This window comes from Bradyrhizobium sp. A11 (genome assembly GCF_042077125.1).
In the GTDB taxonomy this organism is placed as follows: domain Bacteria; phylum Pseudomonadota; class Alphaproteobacteria; order Rhizobiales; family Xanthobacteraceae; genus Bradyrhizobium; species Bradyrhizobium japonicum_B.
This window is the reverse complement of record NZ_CP149509.1, coordinates 824,699-849,471: the sequence shown is the minus strand read 5'-3', so window position 1 is coordinate 849,471 and position 24,773 is coordinate 824,699. Positions and strand designations below refer to the sequence as shown.

22 protein-coding genes are annotated in these 24,773 nt (G+C 64.5%); 11 read left to right on the top strand and 11 right to left on the bottom strand.

Annotated elements, in window-relative coordinates; genetic code table 11:
• Window positions 1–20: 20 nt before the first annotated feature.
• The 5 genes from WI560_RS03915 to WI560_RS03895 all read left to right on the top strand — a co-directional run bounded on the left by WI560_RS03915 (window position 21) and on the right by WI560_RS03895 (window position 6,973).
• The gene (locus tag WI560_RS03915) at window positions 21–1,256 is read left to right on the top strand and encodes an ABC transporter substrate-binding protein (RefSeq protein ID WP_375306970.1); all 1,236 of its coding nucleotides are present in this window, start codon (window positions 21–23) and stop codon (window positions 1,254–1,256) included.
• A gap of 177 nt (window positions 1,257–1,433) precedes the next feature.
• The gene (locus tag WI560_RS03910; protein WP_375306969.1) at window positions 1,434–2,600 is read left to right on the top strand and encodes an ABC transporter substrate-binding protein; all 1,167 of its coding nucleotides are present in this window, start codon (window positions 1,434–1,436) and stop codon (window positions 2,598–2,600) included.
• A 258-nt stretch (window positions 2,601–2,858) separates the two neighbouring features.
• A complete protein-coding gene (locus tag WI560_RS03905; RefSeq protein ID WP_375306968.1) occupies window positions 2,859–4,088 on the top strand; it encodes an ABC transporter substrate-binding protein in 1,230 nt (409 codons plus the stop codon).
• A 178-nt stretch (window positions 4,089–4,266) separates the two neighbouring features.
• The gene (locus WI560_RS03900) at window positions 4,267–5,496 is read left to right on the top strand and encodes an ABC transporter substrate-binding protein (RefSeq protein ID WP_375306967.1); all 1,230 of its coding nucleotides are present in this window, start codon (window positions 4,267–4,269) and stop codon (window positions 5,494–5,496) included.
• Window positions 5,497–5,689: 193 nt separating this feature from the next.
• Window positions 5,690–6,973 (top strand): glycerate kinase, encoded by a 1,284-nt coding sequence (locus tag WI560_RS03895; RefSeq protein ID WP_375306966.1) that lies wholly within the window; start codon window positions 5,690–5,692, stop codon window positions 6,971–6,973.
• Window positions 6,974–7,094: 121 nt separating this feature from the next.
• On the opposite strand, the gene WI560_RS03890 is transcribed toward WI560_RS03895, so the two are convergent.
• The 8 genes from WI560_RS03890 to WI560_RS03855 form a co-directional block, all read right to left on the bottom strand.
• Window positions 7,095–7,619 (bottom strand): NADH-quinone oxidoreductase subunit B family protein, encoded by a 525-nt coding sequence (locus WI560_RS03890; protein ID WP_375306965.1) that lies wholly within the window; start codon window positions 7,617–7,619, stop codon window positions 7,095–7,097.
• Window positions 7,620–7,622: 3 nt separating this feature from the next.
• The gene (locus tag WI560_RS03885) at window positions 7,623–9,137 is read right to left on the bottom strand and encodes an NADH-quinone oxidoreductase subunit C (protein WP_375306964.1); all 1,515 of its coding nucleotides are present in this window, start codon (window positions 9,135–9,137) and stop codon (window positions 7,623–7,625) included.
• A gap of 3 nt (window positions 9,138–9,140) precedes the next feature.
• A complete protein-coding gene (locus tag WI560_RS03880; RefSeq protein ID WP_375306963.1) occupies window positions 9,141–10,580 on the bottom strand; it encodes a hydrogenase 4 subunit F in 1,440 nt (479 codons plus the stop codon).
• Window positions 10,577–11,239, bottom strand: coding sequence for a hydrogenase-4 component E (locus WI560_RS03875; RefSeq protein WP_028138582.1), 663 nt, complete (start codon window positions 11,237–11,239; stop codon window positions 10,577–10,579). The genes WI560_RS03880 and WI560_RS03875 overlap by 4 nt, the downstream gene beginning before the upstream one ends.
• Window position 11,240: 1 nt before the next feature.
• Window positions 11,241–12,197 (bottom strand): respiratory chain complex I subunit 1 family protein, encoded by a 957-nt coding sequence (locus WI560_RS03870; RefSeq protein WP_257176581.1) that lies wholly within the window; start codon window positions 12,195–12,197, stop codon window positions 11,241–11,243.
• The gene (hyfB, locus tag WI560_RS03865) at window positions 12,194–14,194 is read right to left on the bottom strand and encodes a hydrogenase 4 subunit B (protein ID WP_375306962.1); all 2,001 of its coding nucleotides are present in this window, start codon (window positions 14,192–14,194) and stop codon (window positions 12,194–12,196) included. Before hyfB ends, WI560_RS03870 begins: the two co-directional genes overlap by 4 nt.
• Before the next feature lie 13 nt (window positions 14,195–14,207).
• On the bottom strand, window positions 14,208–14,480 hold the full coding sequence (locus WI560_RS03860) for a transcriptional regulator (RefSeq protein ID WP_375306961.1): 273 nt from the start codon (window positions 14,478–14,480) through the stop codon (window positions 14,208–14,210).
• A gap of 225 nt (window positions 14,481–14,705) precedes the next feature.
• Window positions 14,706–15,239 (bottom strand): MarR family winged helix-turn-helix transcriptional regulator, encoded by a 534-nt coding sequence (locus WI560_RS03855; RefSeq protein ID WP_375306960.1) that lies wholly within the window; start codon window positions 15,237–15,239, stop codon window positions 14,706–14,708.
• 176 nt (window positions 15,240–15,415) lie between these two features.
• Here WI560_RS03855 and WI560_RS03850 point away from each other — a divergent pair, with 176 nt between their 5' ends.
• From WI560_RS03850 to WI560_RS03840, 3 genes are read left to right on the top strand one after another with little or no spacing between them, the layout of a single operon-like run.
• Window positions 15,416–16,456 carry a branched-chain amino acid ABC transporter permease gene (locus WI560_RS03850; RefSeq protein ID WP_257192809.1) on the top strand — a complete coding sequence of 347 codons (1,041 nt, stop codon included), beginning with the start codon at window positions 15,416–15,418 and terminating at the stop codon, window positions 16,454–16,456.
• A gap of 7 nt (window positions 16,457–16,463) precedes the next feature.
• Window positions 16,464–18,233, top strand: coding sequence for an ATP-binding cassette domain-containing protein (locus WI560_RS03845; RefSeq protein WP_257192807.1), 1,770 nt, complete (start codon window positions 16,464–16,466; stop codon window positions 18,231–18,233).
• Window positions 18,230–18,961, top strand: coding sequence for an ABC transporter ATP-binding protein (locus WI560_RS03840; protein WP_375306959.1), 732 nt, complete (start codon window positions 18,230–18,232; stop codon window positions 18,959–18,961). Before WI560_RS03845 ends, WI560_RS03840 begins: the two co-directional genes overlap by 4 nt.
• A 164-nt stretch (window positions 18,962–19,125) precedes the next feature.
• Here the strand turns inward: WI560_RS03840 and WI560_RS03835 are convergent, their stop codons facing one another.
• Window positions 19,126–19,755 (bottom strand): pyridoxamine 5'-phosphate oxidase family protein, encoded by a 630-nt coding sequence (locus WI560_RS03835; RefSeq protein WP_375306958.1) that lies wholly within the window; start codon window positions 19,753–19,755, stop codon window positions 19,126–19,128.
• Window positions 19,756–19,876: 121 nt separating this feature from the next.
• Here WI560_RS03835 and WI560_RS03830 point away from each other — a divergent pair, with 121 nt between their 5' ends.
• A complete protein-coding gene (locus tag WI560_RS03830) occupies window positions 19,877–20,761 on the top strand; it encodes a LysR family transcriptional regulator (protein WP_375306957.1) in 885 nt (294 codons plus the stop codon).
• 142 nt (window positions 20,762–20,903) lie between these two features.
• Here WI560_RS03830 and WI560_RS03825 read toward each other — a convergent pair whose 3' ends face one another.
• Both WI560_RS03825 and pobA read right to left on the bottom strand, forming a co-directional pair.
• Window positions 20,904–21,323 carry a PaaI family thioesterase gene (locus tag WI560_RS03825; RefSeq protein WP_375306956.1) on the bottom strand — a complete coding sequence of 140 codons (420 nt, stop codon included), beginning with the start codon at window positions 21,321–21,323 and terminating at the stop codon, window positions 20,904–20,906.
• Window positions 21,324–21,549: 226 nt separating this feature from the next.
• On the bottom strand, window positions 21,550–22,719 hold the full coding sequence (pobA, locus tag WI560_RS03820; RefSeq protein WP_257192802.1) for a 4-hydroxybenzoate 3-monooxygenase: 1,170 nt from the start codon (window positions 22,717–22,719) through the stop codon (window positions 21,550–21,552).
• 253 nt (window positions 22,720–22,972) lie between these two features.
• Between pobA and WI560_RS03815 the strand changes: the two genes are divergently transcribed.
• Window positions 22,973–23,989: a TRAP transporter substrate-binding protein gene (locus WI560_RS03815; protein WP_028138594.1), complete on the top strand. Its 1,017-nt coding sequence runs from the start codon at window positions 22,973–22,975 to the stop codon at window positions 23,987–23,989.
• A 272-nt stretch (window positions 23,990–24,261) separates the two neighbouring features.
• A complete protein-coding gene (locus WI560_RS03810; RefSeq protein WP_257176274.1) occupies window positions 24,262–24,771 on the top strand; it encodes a TRAP transporter small permease in 510 nt (169 codons plus the stop codon).
• Window positions 24,772–24,773 lie beyond the last annotated feature (2 nt).

Sequence of the window (24,773 nt, the reverse complement as noted above, 5' to 3'; positions counted from 1 at the left end):
TTTAAACGAAGGAGACCGAATTGCGATTTGGAAGAACACTGCGAGCCGCCGCGCTGGTCACGGCAACGGCGGCCATTGCCCTCACCTCCGGCGCTGCACTCGCCCAAAAGAAATACGACACCGGCGCGTCCGATACCGAGATCAAGATCGGCAACATCATGCCGTACAGCGGTCCGGCATCGGCCTACGGCATCATCGGCAAGACCGAGGAAGCCTATTTCCGGATGATCAACGACAAGGGCGGCATCAACGGCCGCAAGATCAACTTTGTCACCTATGACGACGCCTATTCGCCGCCGAAGGCGGTCGAGCAGGTGCGCAAGCTCGTCGAGAGCGACGAGGTGCTGGCCGTGTTCAACCCGCTCGGCACGCCCTCGAACAGCGCGATCCAGAAATATCTCAACGCCAAGAAGATTCCGCAGCTGTTCGTCGCCACCGGCGCCACCAAGTGGAACGATCCGAAGAACTTCCCCTGGACCATCGGCTGGCAGCCCTCCTACCAGAGCGAAGCCCAGATCTATGCCAAATGGCTGATGAAGGAAAAGCCCGACGCCAAGATCGCGATCCTCTATCAGAACGACGATTTCGGCAAAGACTACCTCAAGGGCACCAAGGACGGCCTCGGCGCCAAGGCCTCGTCCATGATCATCATGGAGGAGAGCTACGAGATCTCCGAGCCGTCGATCGACGGCCACATCGTCAAGATCAAGGCCGCCAATCCCGACGTGCTCCTGATCTACACCACGCCGAAGTTCGCGGCCCAGACCATCAAGAAGACCGCCGAGCTCAACTGGAAGCCGCTCCAGATCCTCACCAACGTGTCGATCTCGGTCGGCAGCGTGATGAAGCCGGCCGGTTTCGAAGCCGCGCAGGGCGTGCTGTCGGCGGCCTATGCCAAGGACTCCACCGACCCGCAATGGACCAACGATCCCGGCATGAAGAAGTGGAACGAGTTCGTCGACAAGTACATGCCCGGCGCCGACAAGACCGACACCGCCATGGTCTACGGCTACGGTGCGGCCTCAACCCTGGCCAAGGTCCTGGAAATGTGCGGCGACGATCTGACCCGCGCCAACCTGATGAAGCAGGCGGCTTCGTTGAAGGATTTTGCGCCGGACACGCTGCTGCCCGGCGTCAAGATCAACACCGGCCCCACCGACTTCGCCCCGATTTCGCAGCTCCAGATGCAGCGGTTCAAGGGTGAGAAGTGGGAACTGTTCGGTGAGATCATCAGCGGCGACGTCGCCTCCGAGTGACACGCTGACGCAATCGTCCGAGCCCAAGAAGCCCCCACGAGCGATCGTGGGGGCTTTTTGTTGACGTCACGCGTCAATCTTGTTCAATGCGGCGCCGATCCAACTCGGGGTGGGAGAATGATAACTGCCGTTCGATGTCAGGTTGTGGCGCTGGCCGCAGTCGTGTTGTGCACTGCAATGGGCAACCCGGCACTGGCGCAGACCAAATACGACACCGGCGCATCCGATACCGAGATCAAGATCGGCAACATCATGCCGTATAGCGGCCCGGCTTCGGCTTATGCCGCGATCGGCAAGGTCGAGGAAGCCTATTTCAACAAGATCAACGCCGAGGGCGGCATCAACGGCCGCAAGATCAAGTTCATCTCCTACGACGACGCCTATTCGCCGCCGAAGACGGTGGAACAGGCGCGCAAGTTGGTCGAGAGCGACGGGGTGCTCTTGATCTTCGGCTCGCTCGGCACCTCCACCAACAACGCCATCCGCAAATACATGAACGAGAAGAAGGTGCCGCAATTGTTCGTCGCGAGCGGAGCCTCGAAGTGGAACGACCCGAAGCAATATCCCTGGACCATGGGCTGGCAGCCGAGCTACGCCAGCGAGGCGCGCATCTACGCCAAGTACATCATGAAGGAGAAGCCGGACGGAAAGATCGGCGTGCTCTACCAGAACGACGATTTCGGCAAGGACTATCTGAAGGGGTTGAAGGACGGCCTCGGCGCCAAGGCCTCGATGATCGTGCTGCAGGAGTCCTACGACACCTCCGAGCCCGCGATCGACGAGCACGTCGTGAAGCTGAAGGCCTCGGGCGCAGACGTCTTCATCAGCATCACCACTCCGAAATTCGCCGCGCAAGCGATCAAGAAGGCGGCGGAGATCAACTGGCATCCGGTCCACATCATCTCCAACGTCTCGGCCTCCGTCGGCGGTGTGATCGAACCGGCCGGCATCGAGATATCCCAGGGCATCCTGTCGGCGACCTACACCAAGGACAGCTCCGATCCGCAGTGGAGTGCCGACGACGGCATGAAGAGGTTCTATGACTTCCTCGCGAAGTACGATCCCAAGGCCAACAAGCTCGAAGCCGGCGTCGTGTACGGCTATGCCGCCGCGCAGACGATGGTGAAGGTGCTGCAGATGTGCGGCGACGATCTCACCCGCGAGAACGTCATGAAGCAGGCGGCTTCCCTGAAGGATTTCGAGCCCGACACGCTGCTGCCCGGCATCAAGATCAACACCGCGCCGGACAATTTCGCCCCAATCGAGCAGCTGCAAATGATGCGCTTCAAGGGCCGGAAATGGGAGCTGTTCGGCGACGTCATCTCCAGCGAGGTGGGGCATTGAAGCCGCACCAGGGCGCAATTGAAAATAGCTTTGATCTCACAAAACAACCTCTGCGCAGCTGAGTGACGGCCCGCTTCATCTCGCGCGCCGGAATATTCCGCATCCCCTCGAAAAAGAAGCACCTCGCCGCGATGGCGCCGGCGGGCGTTCTCCTTGCTGGGCGCCCGAGAAGGGTATTCAATGCGTATCGGAGCGGCGCGCAATGATCGCTCTCGACAAGAACAATCGACACATTCAAACCGAGCTAGGGAGAGCAAGATGCCTGCAATGCATGTGCGATTGGGGGCCTTCTCGGCCGCCCTCGTACTGGCTGCCACCCTGTCCACGACAGCGTTCGCGCAGAAGAAATACGACACCGGCGCATCCGACACCGAAATCAAGATCGGCAACATCATGCCCTACAGCGGACCGGCCTCCGCCTACGGGGTGATCGGCAAGACCGAGGAGGCGTATTTCCGCAAGATCAACGCGGAAGGCGGCATCAACGGCCGCAAGATCAACTTCGTCTCCTATGACGACGCCTATTCCCCGCCGAAGACGGTGGAGCAGGCTCGCAAGCTGGTCGAGAGCGACGAGGTGCTGGTGATCTTCAATCCGCTCGGCACGCCACCGAACTCGGCGATTCAGAAATACCTGAATCAGAAGAAGGTGCCTCAGCTGTTCGTCGCCACCGGCGCCACCAAGTGGAACGACCCGCAGAACTTTCCGTGGACGATGGGCTGGCAGCCGAACTACCAGAGCGAGACGACCATCTACGCGAAGTATATCCTGAAGAACAAACCCGACGCCAAGATCGCGGTGCTCTATCAGAACGACGACTACGGCAAAGACTATCTGAAGGGCTTCAAGGACGGACTCGGAGCCAAGGCAGCCTCGATGATCGTCATCGAGGACAGCTATGAGGTCTCCGAGCCGACCATCGACTCGCACATCGTGAGACTGAAGGCCACGGGCGCCGACGTCTTCGTCAACATCACCACGCCGAAATTCGCGGCGCAGGCGATCAAGAAGAATGCCGAGCTCGGCTGGAAGCCGCTGCATTTCCTCAACAACGTCTCGGCCTCGATCGGCAGCGTGATCAAGCCCGCCGGCTTCGAGAACGCGCAGGACATCATCTCGTCGCAATATTTCAAGGACCCGACGGATGCCCAATGGAAGACCGACGCGGCAATGATCGCCTGGAACCAATTCCTGGATAAGTACTATCCGGAAGCGAACCGCGCCGACGCCTCGGTGATGTACGCCTACATCGTGAGCCAGGGTCTCGTTCACGTGCTGAAGGCCTGCGGCGACAATCTGACCCGCGAGAACGTCATGAAACAGGCCGCCAGCATCAAGGACTACGAGCCGGCCGGCCTGCTGCCTGGCATCAAGGTCAACACCTCGGCCACGGACTTCGCGCCGCTCTCGCAGCTGCAACTGATCCGCTTCAAGGGCGAGCATTGGGAGCGATTTGGCGAGATCCTGAGCGGGGACGTCGGCGGTTGATCTTAACCAGCCGCTAAAGATGTCGTCTCAATCGACTAAAGACGCAGCCCCTGCGGCTTTGCCGCAGGGGCTTTTCCTTGAAGCTTTCGAGCAAATCGTATTGAATTGCGGCCGCGTCACCAAGAACCATCAAGCCAAGAACAAGGACGCGCACATCAAGAAAAATAGGGAGATTGGAATGCCTGCTGTTACTGGCAAGATTGCCGCTGCGTCACTGGCGCTTGCGCTCTTTGCGGCTACGACATCCACCGCATCGGCCCAGAAGAAATACGATACCGGCGCGACCGACACCGAGATCAAGATCGGCAACATCATGCCCTACAGCGGACCGGCATCCGCCTACGGCGTCATCGGGCGGACCGAAGCCGCCTATTTCAAGAAGATCAACGACGAGGGCGGCATCAACGGCCGCAAGATCAATTTCGTCTCCTACGACGACGCCTACTCGCCGCCCAAGACGGTGGAGCAGGCGCGCAAGCTGGTCGAGAGCGACGAGGTGCTGCTCATCTTCAACTCTCTCGGCACGCCGCCGAACTCGGCGATCCAGAAATACATGAACTCGAAGAAGGTGCCGCAGCTGTTCGTCGCGACCGGCGCCACCAAGTGGAACGATGCGCAGAATTTCCCCTGGACGATGGGCTGGCAACCCAACTACCAGAGCGAGACGCAGATCTACGCGAAATACATCATGAAGACGATGCCGAACGCCAAGATCGGCGTGCTCTTCCAGAACGACGATTACGGCAAGGACTACCTGAAGGGCTTGAAGGACGGCCTCGGCGCCAAGGCCGCCAGCATGATCGTGCTCGAGGAAAGCTACGAGACGTCGGAGCCGACGATCGACAATCACATCGTCAAGCTGAAAGCGTCCGGCGCCGACGTCTTCGTCAACATCACCACGCCAAAGTTCGCGGCGCAGGCGATCAAGAAGATCTCCGAGATCGGCTGGAAGCCGACCCACTTCCTCAACAACGTCTCGGCCTCGGTCGGCAGCGTGATCAAGCCCGCCGGCTTCGAGAATTCGCAAGACATCATCTCGGCCGCCTATCTGAAGGACGTGTCCGACCCGCAGTGGAAGGACGACGCCGGCATGAAGGCCTTCCTGGAGTTCATGGCGAAGTACTTCCCTGAAGGCGACAAGCTCGACGGCGGCACCGTCGTCGGCTACGGCGTGGCCCAGACCCTGGTGGAGGTGTTGAAGAAGTGCGGCGACGACCTCACGCGCGCGAACGTCATGAAGCAGGCGGCGAGCCTGAAGGACTTCCGCACCGAGGTGCTGCTGCCCGGCATCAAGATCAACACCGGCCCGACCGACTTCGCACCGATCAGCTCGCTTCAGCTCATGAAGTTCAAGGGCGAGAAGTGGGACCTGTTCGGCGAGGTGATCAGCGCCGACGCCGGCGGCTAGCCCCGCGCCACTTGCAAATGCCACGCCCCCTGCGCCGACCGCGCAGGGGGTTTTTGCTTGCGCGCCGATCATGATGACGCGATTGCACAATCGAATAATGGCAGCGGCCGCTTACGCTTTTGCGCCCGATGCGATAGGCATGTGAGCGGCGCGTGACCCGCCAGCTTGTTCCGTCTGCTCAAGGCCTTTCGTGATGACCGATCGACGCCCCCTGCTCCGCGCACTCTATGATGCCGCCGTCGCCGCGGCCCATCCCAATGTGGTGCTGGCGCCGCACTTGCCGCCCGCGCCGAAAGGACGCGTGATCTGCCTCGCCGCCGGCAAGGGCGCCGGCGCCATGGCCGCAGCGGCCGAGCGGCATTATCTCGACACGCTCCGGCTCGCACCGGAACGCCTCGTCGGCATCGCCACCACGCGCCATGGCTACGGCGTGCCGACGCGCCGGATCCGCGTGGTCGAAGCCGGTCATCCCGTGCCGGACGAGGCCGGCCTGAAGGGCGCCGCCGACACGCTCGCGCTCGCAGGCGAGGCCGGGCCGGACGATCTGCTCCTGGTGCTGCTCACCGGCGGCGGCTCGGCCAACTGGATCGCGCCGAGCGAGGGCATCAGCTTCGCGCAGAAGCAGGCGGTCAACAAGGCGCTGCTGCGCTCGGGCGCACCGATCGGCGAGATGAACGTCGTGCGCAAGCATCTCTCGCGGATCAAGGGCGGCCGGCTGGCGCGCGCCGGCAAGGATGCCGCCGAGATCGTGACGCTCGCGATCTCGGACGTGCCGCATGACGATCCTTCCGCAATCGCCTCCGGCCCGACCGTGCCCGATCCGACCACGCTGGCGGACGCACGCGCCATCGTCGCGAAATACAAGCTCGACATCGACGACGCCGTCCGCCGCGCGCTCGACGATCCCCGCAACGAGAGCTGCAAGCCCGACGATGCCGCCTTCGCGCGCGCGCGTTTCGAATTGATCGCGCGGCCCAAGCAGTCGCTCGATGCCGCGGTGAAGCTCGCGCGCGAATCCGGCTACGAGACCATTGACCTCGGCGCCGACCTCGAAGGCGAAGCGCGCGAGGTTGCCGCCGCGCACGCCAGGCTGGCGCTGGACGCGCGCGCGCAAGGCAAGCGCCTTGCGATCCTCTCCGGCGGCGAGCTCACGGTGACCGTGCGCGGCCAGGGGCGCGGCGGACCGAACCAGGAATACGCGCTGGCGCTCGCCAACCTGCTCAAGGACACACCGGACGTATCCGCGCTGGCAGGCGATACCGACGGCGCCGACGGCGGTGGCGGCCACCCCACCGACCCCGCCGGAGCGCTGATCGACGCGGCGACGTTCGCCAGCATAAAGGCGCAGGGGCTGCAGCCGCAGCAATATCTCGACAACAACGACGCCACCGCGTTCTTCGAAGCCACCGGCGACCTGCTGCTGCCCGGCCCGACGCTGACGAACGTCAACGACATCAGGGTCATCCTGGTGGATTAGGGCTCGCCCTGCTCGACGCGATCGTGGCTTGATCCCAGCCGTGATCGCTTCCACGAGGCCGCTGCTGTTCCGTGCGGAAGCAGCGGGTGCAGGACATTCGCAACAAGGGAGCGTGAGCGGCCTAGCCTTTGCCGCCGACATGCTCCAGCAGCGCGAGCAGGCCCTTCAACAAGTCCGTCGGTGACGGCGGGCAGCCCCTGATGTGCAGATCCACCGGGATCGTCTCGGATACGCCGCCGACGCAGGCGTAGCTGCCTCTGAACATGCCGCCATCGACCGCACAAGCGCCGACCGCGACGACCCATTTCGGATCCGGCGTCGCGTTGTAGGTCCGCTCCAGCGCTTCCCGCATGTTCTTCGTCACGGGACCCGTGACCAGCAGCACGTCGGCATGGCGCGGCGAGGCGACGAAGCGCAGGCCGAAACGTTCGACGTCGTAGAAGGCGTTGGAAAGCGCGTGGATCTCCAGCTCGCAGCCGTTGCAGGATCCGGCATCGACCTCGCGAATGGCGAGAGAACGCCCCAGCCGGGCCTGGGCAGCGCGGTCGACTTTCGCTGCAAGCTCGGCCAGCGCCGAACCATCCGGCGCCGGAGCGGGCTCCGTCAGCGAACGATGGGTGAGGCTTTCGAACAGGGTGTTGCGCATGGCTTAGAGGTCCACGGCCGAATAGGAACAGTTGAACGACTTGTTGCACAGCGGGAAGTCGGCGATGATGTTGCCTTCGATCGCGGTTTCCAGCAGCGGCCACTGGAACCACGAGGCGTCGCGAAGGTGGCAGCGGTCGATACGCAACTCGCCATCGAGCCGCACCCACACCAGAACGTCGCCGCGGAAGGCCTCGGTGAGCGCCATGCCTTCACAGGCACCCCCGCCGCTGCGGGCCGGCAGCGCGGTCTCGAGCCCGCCCGGCCCAAGCCGGTCGAGAATCTGCTCGATCAACGCGACGCTCTGCTCGACCTCGCGAATTCGGATCCAGACCCGCGCATTCACGTCACCGGTCTCCAGGACCGGCACCTCGAACGACAGCGCGTCGTAGGGCCCGTAGGCCAGCGCCCGCCGCGCATCAAAATCGCGGCCCGAGGCGCGGCCGACATAGCCGCCGGCGCCAAACTGGCGCGCATATTCCGCCTTCACGATGCCTGTGGTGACGGTGCGGTCCTGGAGGGACGCCGTATTGTCGTAGAGCTCGATCAAGCGCGGAAACACCTTGCGCAGCTCGGCGACCAGCGCGCGTAGCGCGGACACGCCGTCCGGCGCAATGTCACGCGTCACGCCTCCGGGCACGATGACGTCCATCATCAGGCGATGGCCGAACGCGAGGCTCGCAGCGCGCAGGCAGCGCTCACGCAAGACGCCGGTCTGGGCATGCATCAGCGCGAACGAAGCGTCGTTGCAGATGGCCCCGATGTCGCCCAGATGATTGGCGAGCCGCTCCAGCTCCGCCATCAGCGCTCGCAAGAGGTTTGCTCGCCTGGGCGCCTCGATCTGTAGTGCCGCCTCCACGGCACATGCGAAAGCAAAGGCGTAGGCGACGGTGCTGTCGCCTGAGGCGCGGCCTGCGAGCTTTGCCGCGGCCTCGAGGCTCGCCCCCTGCATCAGCGCCTCGGTGCCCTTGTGGGTGTAGCCGAGCCGCTGTTCCAACCGCACCACATGCTCGCCATTGGCGGTGAAGCGGAAATGACCGGGCTCGATGATCCCGGCATGGACCGGGCCGACCGCCACCTGGTGCAACGCCTCGCCCTCGGCCGGCAGGAACTGGTACGGCCGCACGTCGCGCGATGCGTTGCGGCCGGAGAGCGGGTAGGATTGGCCCCAGGCACCGTGATCGAGCCATGGCCTCAAATCGTCGGCAGCGGTCGGAACAAGCCCGAACAGGTCATGGATGGTCCGCTCCAGCCGAAGCGCCGGCGGGTGACGGTTGGCGACGCTCGGAAATGTGCCGTCCGTACACTCGTAGCTGACGACCACGATCGCGGCCGAGCCTGCATCGCGCATCGCCATATGCACGGCGGTCGGCTCGCCCCAGAAGCCGAGCAGTGTGAGCTCCCCGTCGGCGAGCCGATCGATCGCCGCCCGCCAGCCCGCCTCCGTCACGATGGCGCGCGGCCAGGGCCGGTGCGACGGCACCGCTTTGACATGGGGGATGCTGTCGAGGATGCCCATCGCCTATCCCAGCAGCTTCGCGACGTTCTGGAAGCCGGTGACCAGCACCGGCGGCAGATAGATGCCGGCCATCAGCACCAGTCCGAGGTGCGTGAACATCGGCACGTAGGAGGCCTCAGCGGGCGCGGTCTTGCCCTTGGGCTCGCCGAACATCACCACGCCGACCCGCAGGAAAAGCCCGCCCAGCGCGATGATGATGCCGAGCACCAGGATCACCGTCAGCCAGGGCGCGCGGGCGAATGTCGAGCTCACCACCAGAAACTCGCTCATGAAGATGCCGAACGGCGGCAGCCCGACGATGGCGACCACGCCGAGCATCAGGCCCCAGCCGAGCACGGGGTTGGTCGTCGTGAGGCCGCCGATATCGGCGATCTTCTGTGTGCCCTTGACCTGCGCGATATGGCCGACGGCGAAGAAGATCGCCGACTTGGTCAGCGAATGCATGGCCATGTGCAACAGGGCCGCGAAATTGGCGAGCGGACCGCCCATGCCGAAGGCGAAGACGATGATGCCCATATGCTCGATCGAGGAATAGGCGAACATCCGCTTGATGTCGCGTCGACGGTAAAGCATCAGCGCGGCGAAGATCACCGAGGTCAGGCCCATGGTCACCATCAGCGGACCCGGCTTGATCGCCTCGGAGTTGACCGCGAGCATCATCTTGAATCGCAGCAGCGCATAGAGCGCGACATTGAGCAACAGACCTGACAGCACCGCCGAGATCGGTGTCGGGCCCTCCGCATGCGCATCCGGCAGCCAGGCGTGCAACGGCGCAAGCCCGACCTTGGTGCCGTAGCCCAGCAGGAGGAAGACGAAGGCGACGTTGAGCAACGCCGGATCGAACTGTGCGGCGTGCTTCACCAGCACCGTCCACACCATGCCGTCGAGCCCCTCGCCCACCGCGGGGCGCGCCGCCATATAGACCAGGATGGTGCCGAACAGCGCCAGCGCGATGCCGACGCTGCCGAGGATGAAATATTTCCATGCGGCTTCCAGCGCCTCGTGGGTGCGGTAGATACCGACCATCAGCACGGTCGTCAGCGTCGCCACCTCGACCGCGACCCACATCAGGCCGATATTGTTGGCGACCAGCGCGAGGTTCATCGCGAACATCAGCATCTGATACATCGCGTGATAGAAGCGCAGGAAGGCCGGCGTCAGCCGCCCGATCTCGATCTCGTGGTGGATGTAGCTCGCGCTGAAGACCGAGGTCGTGAAGCCGATGAAGGTCGTCAGAACTATGAAGACCTTGTTGAGGTCGTCGAGCAGTAGATATTGTCCGGACGTCGGCTCGATCACGAACAGGGACACCGAAGTGAGGAAGGTCGCGAGCGCCGCGACGATGTTGAGCTTCGCCGCCAGCATGTAGCCGGGCAGGATCGCGAGCAGAGCGGCGGAGACGGACGGGATCAGCAGGATCGCACCGAGCGCATCGATCGTCATCGCCGCTCTCCCCGGAAGCGATCGAGCGCCTGTACGTCCACGCTGTCGAAGCGCTCGCGGATGCGGAACAGGAATATCCCGATCACGATGAAGGCGATCAGCACTGAGAAGGCGACGCTGATCTCGACCACCAGCGGCATGCCCTTGGCGCCGGTTGCCGCCAGCACCAGCCCGTTCTCCAGCGACATGAAGCCGACGACCTGGCTCACGGCGTTGCGTCGCGTAACCATGATCAGGAGTCCCAGCAGCACCACCGACAGCGCGAAGGCGAGGTCCTCGCGCGCGAGCGCGTCGGCGCCCGGCGTCACCCGCAACATCACCACCATCGACAGCGCGACGAGGCCGATCCCGGCCATCATCGTCAGTCCGATGCCGATCACGTTCTCGATCTCGCGGTGGATACCGAGCCGCTTGATGATGCGGTGCAACGCCACGGGGATGATGATGGCCTTGAAGACCAGCGCGATCAGCGCCGTGATATAGAGATGCGGCGCTTGCTGCACATAAGCCTGCCAGCCCACCGACAGCGCCAGCACGCCGGCATGCAGCGCATAGACGTTGAGCAGCGCATAGAGCCGATCCTGGTAGAGCATCATGAAGCTCGCCAGCACGAGGGAGCCGGCGAGCAGATGGGCGATGTCGAATTGCAGGCTGCTCATCTCAGAGGCTCCCCGACACGAAGCGCAACAGCGTGGCAAGCAATGCCAGCATCAGCGCCGCACCCAGGAACTCCGGAATCCGGAACACGCGCATCTTGGCGATCGCGGTCTCGAACAGCGCAAGCAGGAAGCCGAGGACCATCAGCTTGCCGAGATAGACCAGCGCGCCAGATGCGAGCCTTGCAAGGCTCGCATCCGCGGTCGCCGTGCCCCATGGCAGGAACACGCAGGCGATCAGCGAGACATAGAGCAGAAGCTTGAGCTGCGAGGACAAGTCGATCAGCGCGAGATGCCGCCCTGAATATTCCAGCACCATGGCCTCGTGCACCATGGTGAGCTCGAGATGGGTGGCGGGGTTATCGACCGGGATGCGGGCATTCTCCGCCAGCGCCACGATGGTCAGCGCCACGAACGCCATCCCCAACGACACACGCAGGCCGACCGCGTCCGAGCCCATGAACTCGGCCACCGTGGAAAGCTGCGTCGAGCCGGCGATCATTGCGACCGAGAACGCGGTGATCAGCATCGCGGGCTCGGCGAGGGAGGCGATCATCACCTCACGGCTGGAGCCGATGCCGCCGAAGGCGGTTCCGACATCCATGCCGGCGAGCGCCTGGAAGAAGCGGGCGCTGCCGAGCAGCGCAGTGATGGCGATGAGATCGGCGGTCCAGGAGAACAACAGACCATTGCCGAAGGTCGGCACCAGCGACGCGGCGACCCAGGTGCCCGCGAACATCAGGTAGGGAATGACGCGGAACAGCCAGGATGCGTTGTCCGCGAGCACGACGTCCTTGCGCATCAGGCGGATGAGGTCGCGATAAGGTTGGAGCAGCGGCGGCCCGCGCCGGCGTAGCAGCCGTGCCTTCACCTTCCGCACGAATCCCGTCAGCAGCGGCGCGAGTCCCAGCACCAGCGACATCTGCGCGCCCTGGGAGAGGATGTCGCGTAGCCCGCTCATAGGGCCACCACCAGCAACAGCACGATCAGCGCCACGAACACCAGCGTCAGGTAGCGGCGGATGCTGAAGAACTGCAGGATATTGATGCGGTCCGTCGCAAAGCCGATGGCCTTCGCGACCGGCGCGTACAGCCCATCCCAGATCAGATCGTGCAGTTCGACCGTGAGCCGCGCGGGAAGCGGCGAGGACGGCGGCGGCATCTCGCCGATCTCGCGTGCACCAAAGATGACGCTGCCGAACACCCGGCGGATCGGCTGCGAGAAGCTGGAGGCCGAGTACTGGATCGCCGGGTCCGCGTCGGGATAGCCGCAATCCCAGGCCGGCGCGCGGCGTACGCGGTCGGAGGCGAGACGGTGAATGGCTGACGCCGCCGTCGTGCCGCACAGTGCCACGAACAGGAACACCAGAAGGCCGTTATAGGAACTGCGGCTTTCCGCGATCGGCACGATGGTGAGCCATTGCAACCCGACCTGATGCGGCATCACGTTGCCGACCATATCCTTGCTCACCGGCGCCAGTACGTCGATGAACAGTCCCGGCAGGATTCCGGCAATGAGGCAGAAGGCGGCAAGCCCGAACATCGCGGTCAGCGAGAAGCGGTCGGTCTCGTGCGCCGCCGCCGCGACATCCGAACGCGGCCGACCGAGGAAGCTGATGCCATAGAGCTTGACGAAGCAGGCCGCGGCAAAGGCGGCCGCGAGCGCCAGCAGACCTCCGACCGCCGGGATGACGAGCTTGAGGCCCCAGGAGGGCAGTTGCGGCGAAAGCAGGATCGCCTGAAAGGTCAGCCATTCCGAAACGAAGCCGTTGAACGGCGGCAATGCCGAGATCGCGACGCAGCCGACCAGCATTGCGAACGCCGTCTTCGGCATGCGATGGATCAGGCCGCCGAGCTTCTCCATGTCACGCTCGCCGGTCGCTCCCAGCACCGCGCCGGCGCCGAAGAACAACAGGCTCTTGAACAGCGCATGATTGAAGACGTGCAGCATCGCCGCGGTGAAGGCGAGCGCCGCCACCCAGTCGAGCCCTTCCGCCTTGAAAGCCAGCGCCAGCCCGAGGCCGGTGAAGATGATGCCGATGTTCTCGATCGTTGAATAGGCGAGCACGCGCTTGATATCGCGCTGCATCAGCGCATAGAGCACGCCGAGCGTCGCCGTCGGAGCGCCGATCAGCAGCACCACCATGCTCCACCACCACACCGGTTCGGGCACGAGATCAAAAACGACGCGCACGAAGCCGTAGACGGCGACCTTGGTCATGACGCCGCTCATGAGCGCGGAGACGTGGCTGGGCGCGGCGGGATGGGCGAGCGGCAGCCAGGCGTGCAGCGGCACCAGGCCGGCCTTGGAACCGGCGCCCAGCAGCACGAGGATGATGACCGTGCCGGTCAGCGTAGCGGAAGGATGCGAGGCCCGGATCGCATCGAAATCGTAACCGGCGTCGCTCGCGAGCAGGCCGAAGGCGAGCAGCAGCGCCAGCGTGCCGAAACTTGCCATCAGGATATAGACGAAGCCGGCGCGGACATTCTCCGGGTCCCGGTGATGCGACACGACCATCGCCCAGGAGGTCAGCGACATGAATTCCCAGGCGACCAGGAAGCTGAAGGCATCGTTTGCCAGCACGACGACGTTCATCGCTGCGAGGTAGGCGGGATAGAACGGCAGCACGCGGCCGGGGGAGTCCTCGTGCCGGCCGTAACCGAGCGCGAACAGGCTCGCAGCGACGCCGCCGAGATTGACGACGACGAGGAAGAAGGCGGACAGCGCATCGAGGCGGAAATGAGCACCGAGCCAGGGCAGGCCGATCGGCAGTACCGCGCTCGGCGCCGGCTGAGGGGAATGGAGCAGACCGGACAGCGCCGTGACGCAGAGCGTCGCTGTCGCGATCAGGCAGCCGCCGTAAAGGATGATCGAGCCGCGCCGGTGCGTCGACAGCAGGATTCCCGCAGGCGCCAGCGCCAGCAGAGCCGCCACCGACCATAGCGCGACGGCGATCATGGCGGGGCCTCGATCATGGCTTGTCGTCCGCGCCCGGTGGTGGAGATCTCAACCGCACTCCGCGCCCTCCGCCGCTTGACACCGCTCCCTCGGCGATCAGCTCGATGCCGGCAACCGACAGCGCCTCAACCAGCTTCACCAGGGAATCGACATTGCCGCGGATCACCCCTTCGGAGGCCTCCATGCGCTGGATCGTCGGCAGCGACAGCGAACAGCGCTGCGCGAGTTCGCGCTGATCGATCCTGAGCAAGGCACGGGCGGCTCGAAGCTGCGCGGCGGTGATCACGGGGCAGGATGTCCGTGGCGGCTACAATGATTGATTTGCCAAGCTTATGGCGCATGAAATGATGTTTCAAGCATCATTTTATATATGCAGCGCGTCATATGCGGTCGAGCGGGTCGCGGACGCCCGCAACGGAAGCCAATCAAGCCGGGACATGGCAATCGCGCGAAATGCGACGACGATGAGATTCCAGAGGCGCGCCAACGCACTCAGGGCGTGACGCCCGCTTCAAAACTCGTTGGCGATCTTCGAGAGCATCGCGATCAGGGCTTCGCGGTTGCTTTGCCCGAGCAGATCGTTCAGCCGCGCCTCGTGCTTGGTGGCGACCAGCTTCTTGGCGCGGGCCAGCACGGCCTTGCCCTTGTCGGTCAGCACCAGGATGTGCGAGCGGCGGTCGTTGGTGGAGCGGATCCGCGCGCAGAGGTCGCGGCTCTCGAGGTTGTCGAGCATCGCCACGAAGTTCGGCCTGAGGATGCCGAGGGTGGATGCGATCTCGGTCTGGTTACGGCCGGGATTTTTCTCGACCAGCAGCAGCACGGAGAACTGCGCCGGCGTGAGCTGGAGCGAGGCCATGCAGCGCAGGAAATTCTCGAACACCTTGAGCTGCGCCCGCTTCAAGACATAGCCGAGCTGCTCGGAAAGCCCGCCGAGCTGGAGCGCCTCGGCGCCCCCCTGCCCCTGCGATTCGGCCGTGTCCTTGCGGCCCTTGGCCGGATCGGCCGGCTTTTCGGAGGTCTTTTCAGCGGCTTTGGAAACGGTCATCGCCTCGTGCTCGTAATCCCGTTAAATTCGGGACGGGTCGTTCCCCACCCTTGATGTTATATTTGATAATTGTTATGGACCATATCAAATATCGCATGCGTGTTTCAACGGCTGTGAGCGGACCGTCCACCGCAATCGAGCGGACCGGTTCGTAATATGAGGGGGAGCGTCCGGTCTTGAATACCACAATCATGCTGTTCCTGGTGCAGGACGGCATCACCAATGGCGCGATCTATGCGCTGCTCGGCCTGGCGCTGGTGCTGGTATTCGCCGTCACCCGCGTCATCCTCATCCCCCAGGGCGAATTCGTCACCTACGGCGCGCTGACCTATGCCTCGCTGGCCGCGGGTCAGATGCCGGGGACGGCCAAGCTCGCGCTGGCGCTCGGCATCGGCGCCTTCGCTTTCGACCTGTTCGTGGCGCGCAAGGCGCTGCACGGGCGGCTGGTCGTGCGCAGCCTCATCACGAACATCGTGCTGCCTTCCATCGTGCTGGCGCTGACCGTGTACTTCGCCGCCCAAAAGCCGCCGGTCGCGATCTGCATCGCGCTGTCGCTGGTGATCGTCGCGATGATCGGCCTTTATCTCTATCGCATCGCGTTCCAGCCGCTGGCGCACACGTCGGTGCTGGTGCTGCTGATCGCCTCCGTGGGCGTCCACCTCGCGCTGCAGGGCCTCGGCCTTCTGTTCTTCGGCGCCGAAGGCCAGCGCGGACCGGCCGTGCTGTCCGGTGCCTTCACCGCCGGCGCGCTGCGCTTCACCGGCCAGAGCATCACCGTCTACGCCATCACCGTCGCCTTCATCGTCGGGCTCTGGCTGTTCTTCGGCCTGACGCTCTACGGCAAGGCGCTGCGCGCGACCGCCGTGAACCGTCTCGGGGCGCGGCTCGCCGGCATCCGCACCACCTTGTCGGGGCAGATCGCTTTCCTGCTGGCCTCCGTCATTGGTGCGCTGTCGGGCATCATGATCGTGCCGATCACGACGCTCTATTACGACTCCGGCTTCCTGATCGGCCTGAAGGGCTTCGTCGCCGCGATCATCGGTGGCCTCGTCAGCTACCCCTTGACCGCCGTCGCGGCGCTGGTGGTCGGCATCGTCGAGGCGTTCTCGTCCTTCTATGCCTCCAACTACAAGGAAGTGATCGTTTTCATGCTCTTGATCCCCGTGCTGCTGCTGCGCTCGCTCGCCGCGCCGGCGGTCGAGGAAGAGAAGGACTGAGGCCAAGATGCAGAGCCGGCTTCCTATCATTGTCTTCGCGCTCGTGATGGCGGCGATCCCGTTCGTCCCGGGAATGCCCCCATTCTGGATCGTGCTGCTCGACAATATCGGCCTCGCCGCCCTGGTCGCGATGGGCCTCGTGCTGCTGACCGGGGTCGGCGGTCTCACCTCGTTCGGCCAAGCCGCCTTCGTCGGCTTCGGGGCCTACACCACCGCGGTGCTGTCGACGGCCTACGGCGTGTCGCCATGGCTGACGCTGCCGCTCTCGCTCCTCGTCAGCGGCCTGTTCGCGGTGCTGCTGGGTCTGATCACCGTCCGCCTCTCCGGCCATTATCTGCCGCTCGGCACGATCGCCTGGGGGCTCGGCCTGTTCTATCTGTTCAGCAAGCTGGAATTCCTGGGACGGAATGACGGCATCTCGGCGATCCCGCCGCTGTCGATCGGCACGTTCAAGATGCTCTCGCCCGGCTCGATCTATTACGCGATCTGGATCGCCGTGATCATTTCGGCACTGCTGACGATGAACCTGCTGGACTCTCGCACCGGCCGTGCCATCCGCGCGCTCAGGCGCGGCCATGTCGCGGCGGAAGCCTTCGGCGTGCACACGCCGCGCGCCAAGCTGCTGGTGTTCATCCATGCCGCGGTGCTCGCCGGCCTCTCGGGATGGCTCTACGCGCATCTCCAGCGCGCGGTGAACCCGACCCCGTTCGGCGCGCATATGGGCATCGAGTATCTCTTCATCGCCGTGGTCGGCGGCGCCGGCTATGTCTGGGGCGGTGTCCTGGGCGCCGCGATCGTCGTGGTCCTGAAGGAGGTGCTGCAAAGCTATCTGCCGCTGATCCTGCCGGGCTCCGGCCAGGTCGAGACCATCGTGTTCGGCATCATGCTGGTGGCGCTGCTGCAGCTTGCGCCCGGCGGTCTCTGGCCCTGGCTGATGTCGTTCCTGCCGGAGCGCACGAGCGGCAGGAAGCCCGACACGTCGCAGAAGCTGGAACATCGCGCCCGTGCGGCCGGCGAGTCCGGCGTCCTGCTCCAGGTCGACAAGGCGCGGAAACAGTTCGGCGGCGTGGTCGCGGTCAACAACGTCTCGTTCGACGTGCAGGCCCGCGAGATCGTCGCGCTGATCGGCCCGAACGGCGCCGGCAAGAGCACGACGTTCAACCTGATCACCGGCGTGCTGTCGGCGACATCAGGCTCGATCTCGGTGCTCGGCAAGAAGGTCGACAACGCGCCGCCGCAGGAGATCGTCAAGCTCGGCATCAGCAGGACCTTCCAGCACGTGAAGCTCGTCCCCGACATGACCGTGCTGGAGAACGTCGCGATCGGCGCGCATCTGCGCGGCCATTCCGGGCCGATCTCCTCGATGCTGCGGCTCGATCGCGCCGACGAGGCAAAGCTGCTTGCGGAGGCCGCCCGCCAGATCGAGCGCGTCGGCCTCACCGAGCAGATGCACCAGCTCGCAGGCTCGCTGTCGCTGGGACAGCAGCGCATCGTCGAGATCGCGCGGGCGCTCTGCGTCGATCCGATGCTGCTGCTGCTCGATGAGCCCGCCGCAGGCCTGCGCCACATGGAGAAGCAGCGGCTCGCGACGCTGCTGCGTGACTTGCGTGACGGCGGCATGAGCGTGCTCCTGGTCGAGCACGACATGGGCTTCGTCATGAACCTCGCCGACCGCATCGTGGTGCTCGATTTCGGCACCAAGATCGCCGAGGGCACCCCCGCCACGATCAAGACCAATCCCGAAGTGATCAAGGCCTATCTCGGAGTGGCGGCATGAGCGCGCTGTTGTCCGTCACCGACGCCCATGTCGCCTACGGCAAGGTCGAGGCAGTGCGCTCGGTCTCGCTCGAGGTCGGGGCCAACCAGATCGTCACCATCGTCGGCGCCAACGGTGCCGGCAAGACCACGTTGCTGTCCGCCATCATGGGCATCCTGCCGCTGAAAGGCCGCGTCGTCTTTGCGGGGGAGGATCTCGCCCGGCTCGACATCGAGGACCGCGTCGCGATGGGGCTCGGCCTCGTTCCCGAGCACCGCGAATTGTTCGTGACCATGAATGTCGAGGACAATCTCGAGCTTGGCGCCTTCCGTATCGAAAGGTCCAAGGCGAGGGCCTCGATGGAGCGGGTCTATACGCTGTTTCCGCGGCTCAAGGAGCGGCGCAAGCAACTCGCCGGCACGCTCTCGGGCGGCGAGCAGCAGATGCTCGCGATGGGCCGCGCCCTGATGGGCGAGCCGAAGCTGCTGATGCTGGACGAGCCGAGCCTCGGCCTCGCCCCGATCATCGTCGCCGACATCTTCCGTATCGTCGCCGAGCTCCGCGCCGCCGGCGTCTCCGTGCTGCTGGTCGAGCAGAACGCGCAGGCGGCGCTGAAGATCGCGGACCAGGCTTACGTGATGGAGCTCGGCGAGTTCGTGCTCAGCGGCAAGGCCAGCGACATCGCCGCAAACGAGCGGGTGGCGGCGAGCTATCTCGGCTTCCAGCACGAAGGCGCGAGTGTGTTGTGACTCTCACCCTCCCCTGGAGGGGGAGGGTCGCTTCGCATGCAGCGAAGCGAAATGCGGAGCGGGGTGGGGTGACGGTCTCTCCCCATCCAACACTGCCCGATCGGAGAGATCACCCCACCCCGCTCGCGCTTCGCGCGATCGACCCTCCCTAAGTGAGCGCCGCGTTACCGAGCTCCTGTCACCTTCTCCTCCTTCAACGCCGCAACCTCCGCCTCTAGCTCCGCGATCCTCGCATCCCGCGCCGCCAGTGCCGCCGCGACATCGGGCGCGTCGAACTTCTGCGGGATGTGCTGCGGGCAGTTGGTGTCCCAGGCCGCGATCTTGAACAGGATCACCTGCTCCGGCCGGGCGCGGTAACCCTTCGGCATCAGCGAGGCCGTCAGCGCCTCGTCGTCCTCGACGACGTGCGCCTCGCCCCAGATCTTCACGCGGCGGCGATGGGCGTAGTCCATCACGAAGATGTAGGCCTTGGGATTCTCCGAGAGGTTTCCCTGCGTGATGTATTGCCGGTTGCCGGCGTAGTCGGTGAAGGCCAGCGTCTGCTTGTCCAAGACCTTCAGGAATCCCTTCGGGCCGCCGCGGTGCTGGATATAGGGCTGGCCGTCGGCCGATGCGGTGGCGAAATACAAGCTGCTGGCGTCAGCGAGGAATGCGGCGAGGTTTTCATCGACCTCGGTGCGCCATCCTCGCTGCTCGGCATGGGCATAGCCCTCGCGCGATCCCTTTCGGGTCTGGATCGATTTCACCGCCGGCGAAAAGGCGACGTCGCTGGCATAGGTGTGGGTTGCCGTCATCGGGATAACTCCTGGAATTCCGGCGCATTGGTGCGTCTGTCACGGGCTAAAGTGGACCTTCCAGAGGTTAAAACAATCGATCAGCTTGACACTTCATCATTGCGATATATGCAATAATGCGATGGACCGCCTCGAAGCCATGCACGTCTTCGTCACCGTCGCCGATCTGCGCGGCTTTGCGCCGGCGGCGCGAAAGCTGCGGCTGTCGCCCTCGGCGGTGACGCGGCTGATCGCGGCCCTGGAGGAGCATCTCGGCGCGCGGCTGCTGCAACGAACCACGCGGCAGGTGACGTTGACCGACGTCGGGAGACGCTATCTGGAGCGGGCGCGGCGGATCCTCGCCGATGTCGAGGAGGCCGACGGCTCCGCACGCGAGGAGCGCAACCGGCCGAGCGGGCGCCTGGTGGTCTCGGCCCCGGTCGGCTTCGGCCGGCTGCATGTCGGGCCGGTCATGACCGCCTATCTCAAGCGCTATCCCGAGGTCGCCTGCGAATTGCGGCTCTCCGACCATCTCGTCAACCTGGTCGAGGACGCCGTCGACGCCGCGGTGCGCATCGGCCACCTCGCCGATTCCTCGCTGGTGGCGCGCCAGGTCGGCGAGATGCGGCGGATCGTGGTGGCCGCGTCCGCCTATCTCAAGCGCCATGGCGAGCCGAGGACGCCGGAGGCGCTGCGCGGGCATCAGACCATCCAGTTCGGCCCGTCCGCGAGCTGGCATTTCATGCAGGACGGCCGCGACATCGAGGTGACGGTCGCGCCGCGCTTCACCAGCAACAGCGCCGACGCCGCCCTGCAATATGCCGAGGCCGGCGGCGGCGTGACACGGGTGCTGGCCTATCAGGCCGCCGAAGGGCTGAAGCGCGGGCGGCTGAAGATCGTGCTGGCGAAATACGAGCAGCCGGCGTTGCCGATTCACATCGTCTACCCGACCTCGCGCCTGCTCTCAGCCAAGGTGCGCGCGTTCATCGATCTCGTGGTGGAGACGGCGGAATGGAGGTTTGGGTAGGTCTCGTGTCCCGGACGCGGTGCGGCGCGAAGTGCCGGTCCGCAGAGCCGGGACTCAAAATGCAGTACGGTCCATGCGAGTATGGGTCCCGGCTCTGCGCAGCATCGTTGCACGCTGCAGCGCGTCCGGGACACGAAGAGCATCACCCCTTCTTCGGCACCACGCGGAACGTCCCGCTCGCCCGCGCGATCACGGCATCGTCGGCTTTCGCCAGACATTGCGCGAAACAGATCGTGGTTCCGGTCTTGATCGCCTCGCCCTCGACCGCGAGCCATTGGCCGATCTCGGCGGCCCCGGCATAGTCGACCGACAGCGAGATGGTGACCAGCGAGGTCGACCAGCCCGTCGCCTGGGCACAGCTATAGCCCATGGCGGCATCGGCCAGCGCGGCAATCAACCCGCCATGGATCAGCCCGCGCGCGTTGGTATGCGGCATCGCCAGCCGCAATCCCACGGTGACGCCTTTCCCGGTCTTCTTGGAGTAAAGCGGCTCCCAGGGATCGGTGAGCGGCGCCTTGCGGAAATGCGGCTCGAAGCCGGCGGGGATGTCGGTGAGGGTCATCGCTGTCTCGCGCTATCGTGTCACCGGCATTGAACACGACGGATGCGGCGGGCGCATCAATTACAAAGTTTCAAACGGGATTTGCGCGCGTGTTTGAAACGCGCGAGGGCAGCAAGCACAGATCCCGTAGGGCGGGCAAAGGCGCGTAGCGCCGTGCCCACGATCTCTGCACAATTGAGAAAATTGGTGGGCACGCTTACGCTTTGCCCACCCTACGGCACCGTCCTTAAAACGGCAGCCCTACGTAATTCTCCGAGAGCGACGTCATCGCCGCCTGCGACTGCGTGACGTAGTCGAGCTCGGCGAGCTGGATGCGCGCGCCGATGCTGCCGGTGTCGGGGAATTTGTGCAGCATCGAGGTCATCCACCAGGAGAAGCGCACCGCTTTCCAGACCCGGGCCAGCGCCTTGCCGGAATAGGCGTCGATGCCCGCGCTGGACTTCTCGTCGTAGAATTCGCGCAGCGCGCCCGCCAGATAATGCGCGTCGCTGGCGGCGAGGTTGAGGCCCTTGGCGCCGGTCGGCGGCACGATGTGGGCGGCATCGCCGCACAGGAACATCCTGCCGAAGCGCATCGGCTCGGCGACGAAGCTGCGCAACGGCGCGATGCTCTTCTCAATCGAGGGGCCCGTCACGAGGCTGTCGGCCGCCTCCTGATCGAGCCGGCGCTTCAATTCGTCCCAGAAGCGGTCGTCCGGCCATTGGTCGACATGGTCGTCGAGCGAACATTGCACGTAATAGCGGCTGCGCCTGGTCGAGCGCATCGTGCAGAGCGCAAAGCCGCGGGCGTGATTGGAATAGATCAGCTCGTGACTGACCGGCGGCGTGTCCGAGAGAATACCGAGCCAGCCGAACGGATAGACCCGCTCGAACTCTTCAATGGCCGAGGCGGGAACGCTGGCGCGGCTGACGCCGTGGAAACCGTCGCAGCCGGCGATGAAGTCGCAATCGAGCGTGTGGGTGACGCCGTCCTTGACGTAAGTTACGCGCGGGTGACTGCCGTCGAAATCGTGCACCTGGACGTCCTTGGCCTCATAGACCGAGACGAGACCGGTGGTCTTGCGCGCATTCATCAGATCGAGCGTGACCTCGGTCTGCCCGTAGATCATGACCGTCTTGCCGGTCGCACCCTTCATGTCGATACGATGACGGCGCCCGGAAAATGCGAGCTCGATGCCTTCGTGCACCAGACCCTCGGCATGCGCCCGGGTGCCCGCGCCGACCTGGTCGAGCAGCGCGACGGTTCCCTCCTCCAGCAGCCCGGCGCGGATACGGCCGAGCACGTAGTCCGGGCTCTGCCGCTCCAGAATGACATTATCGATGCCGTAAGCGTGCAGCAGTTGCCCAAGCAACAATCCGGCCGGCCCGGCCCCGATGATTGCGACCTTTGTCCGCAATACTTGCTCCTCCCGATCCTGTAGGCTTTCGTGGCGGCCTGCTTGTCGCTTCAAGACGCTCAGGATAATTATACCATATAATCGTTGGGCAAAAGGGGAGCGCGGCCGCCGCGAAGGGCGACAAATCCATGCAACAGGGCTGACGGTGGATGCGCGCCAATTCCGGCTTGAACCCGTCCGCCATCTAGATAACATGTTAATTAATCAGACCGGGCCGTCGAAGCCCGCCGTCGACAACAGGGAGAGACGCGTGATGAGAAGAGCCTGTCTGGCATTGCTGCTGGCCGCGAGCGTGACGCCTGCCTTGGCGCAGGACAAGACCTTCGATCTGAAGATCTCGCACTGGGTACCAGCTTCGCATCCGCTACAGAAGTCGCTGGAAGACTGGGCCGCGGCGGTCGAGAAGGATTCCGGCGGCACCATCAAGGGCAAGGTGTTTCCGGCCCAGCAGCTCGGCAAGGCGTTCGACCATTACGACATGGCGCGCGACGGCATCGCCGACGTCACCTACGTCAATCCCGGGTATCAGCCCGGCCGCTTCCCGATCATCGGCGCCGGCGAGCTGCCGTTCCTGATCTCTGACGCCAAGGGCGGCTCGATGGGCCTGGACGCATGGTATCGCAAACATGCCGAGAAGGAGATGAAGGACGTCAAATACTGCCTCGCCTTCGTCCACTCGCCCTCGTCCTTCCATTCCAAGACCAAGAAGATCGTGATGCCCGAAGACGTGAAGGGCATGAAGATCCGCCCGGCGCACGCCACCATGGCGAACTTCGTCACTTCGCTCGGCGGCACCAACGTGCAATCCTCGGCGCCGGAAGTGCGCGACATCATCGAGCGCGGCGTCGCCGATGGCGTCACCTTCCCCTGGGGCTCGCTGGTGCTGTTCGGCATCGACAAGGTGACCAAGTACGACATGGAGGCGCCGCTCTACACCACGACCTTCGTGTTCGTGATCAACAAGGACAAGTACAATGCGATGTCCGACAAGCAGAAGGCCGCGATCGACAAGAACTGCTCGGTCGAGATGGCGGGCGTGGTCGGCGAGCACTGGGGCAAGTTCGAGGATGCCGGCATCGCCAAGGTGAAGGCGGAATCCAGCCACGAGGTCTACAAGCTGACGGCCGAGCAGACCGCCGCCTGGAAGAAGGCCGCCGAGCCCTTGGTGAAGACCTGGAGCGACGGCGCCAAGAAGGCCGGCGCCGATCCGGATGCCGCGCTCGCGGACCTCAAGGCCTCGCTGAAGAAGTACAACGCGCTGGCGGAGTAGCCTTCGTCGAAGGAAACGCGGCGGCGAGGGGCACTCGCCGCCGTTGCCCTGCAAGGTACCGTTAGCAGCGCACGACGCTTCGTCCCCCTCTCCCCGCTTGCGGGGAGAGGGTCGGGGTGAGGGGGAGTCTCCACGGGGACGGAGACAGCGGGACTCGCGGAGAGTCCCCCTCACCCGCCACGCTTCGCGTGTCGGCCTCTCCCCGCAAGCGGGGAGAGGCGAAGGGCTGCAGCCGGGTCGAGCACAAGAATGACATCACACAGGACACACCCATGAAGCGCTCCTGGATGGATCGCGTGATCGACTCGATCGAATGGATCGCGGCCGGCTTCGTCGGCATCGTCGCGCTCGACATCTTCCTGTCGGTGCTGCTGCGCAACACGCTGAACTATTCGATTCCCGACAGTTTCGACATCGGCCGCATGCTGCTCGGCATCCTCATCTTCTGGGGCATCGCCGCGACCTCCTATCGCGGCACCCATATCACCGTGGACCTGATCTGGGCCAATGTCGGGCCGCGCTACCAGCGCATGATCGACGTGTTCGCGACGCTGGTATTGCTGTTCGTCGTGACGGTGCAGACCTGGACGCTGTTCGACAAGGTCCGGCTGACCTACAACGACAATGTCCAGACCTTCGACCTGCACATGCCGACCTGGCCATTCTTCCTCGTCGCCTGGATCGGCGACGTCTGCGCCGTGCTGCTGATCGCGATCCGCACGTACCGGCTGATCTTTCACCCCGAAGACATGCAAGAACCGAAGATCAAGGTGACGGAGTGACC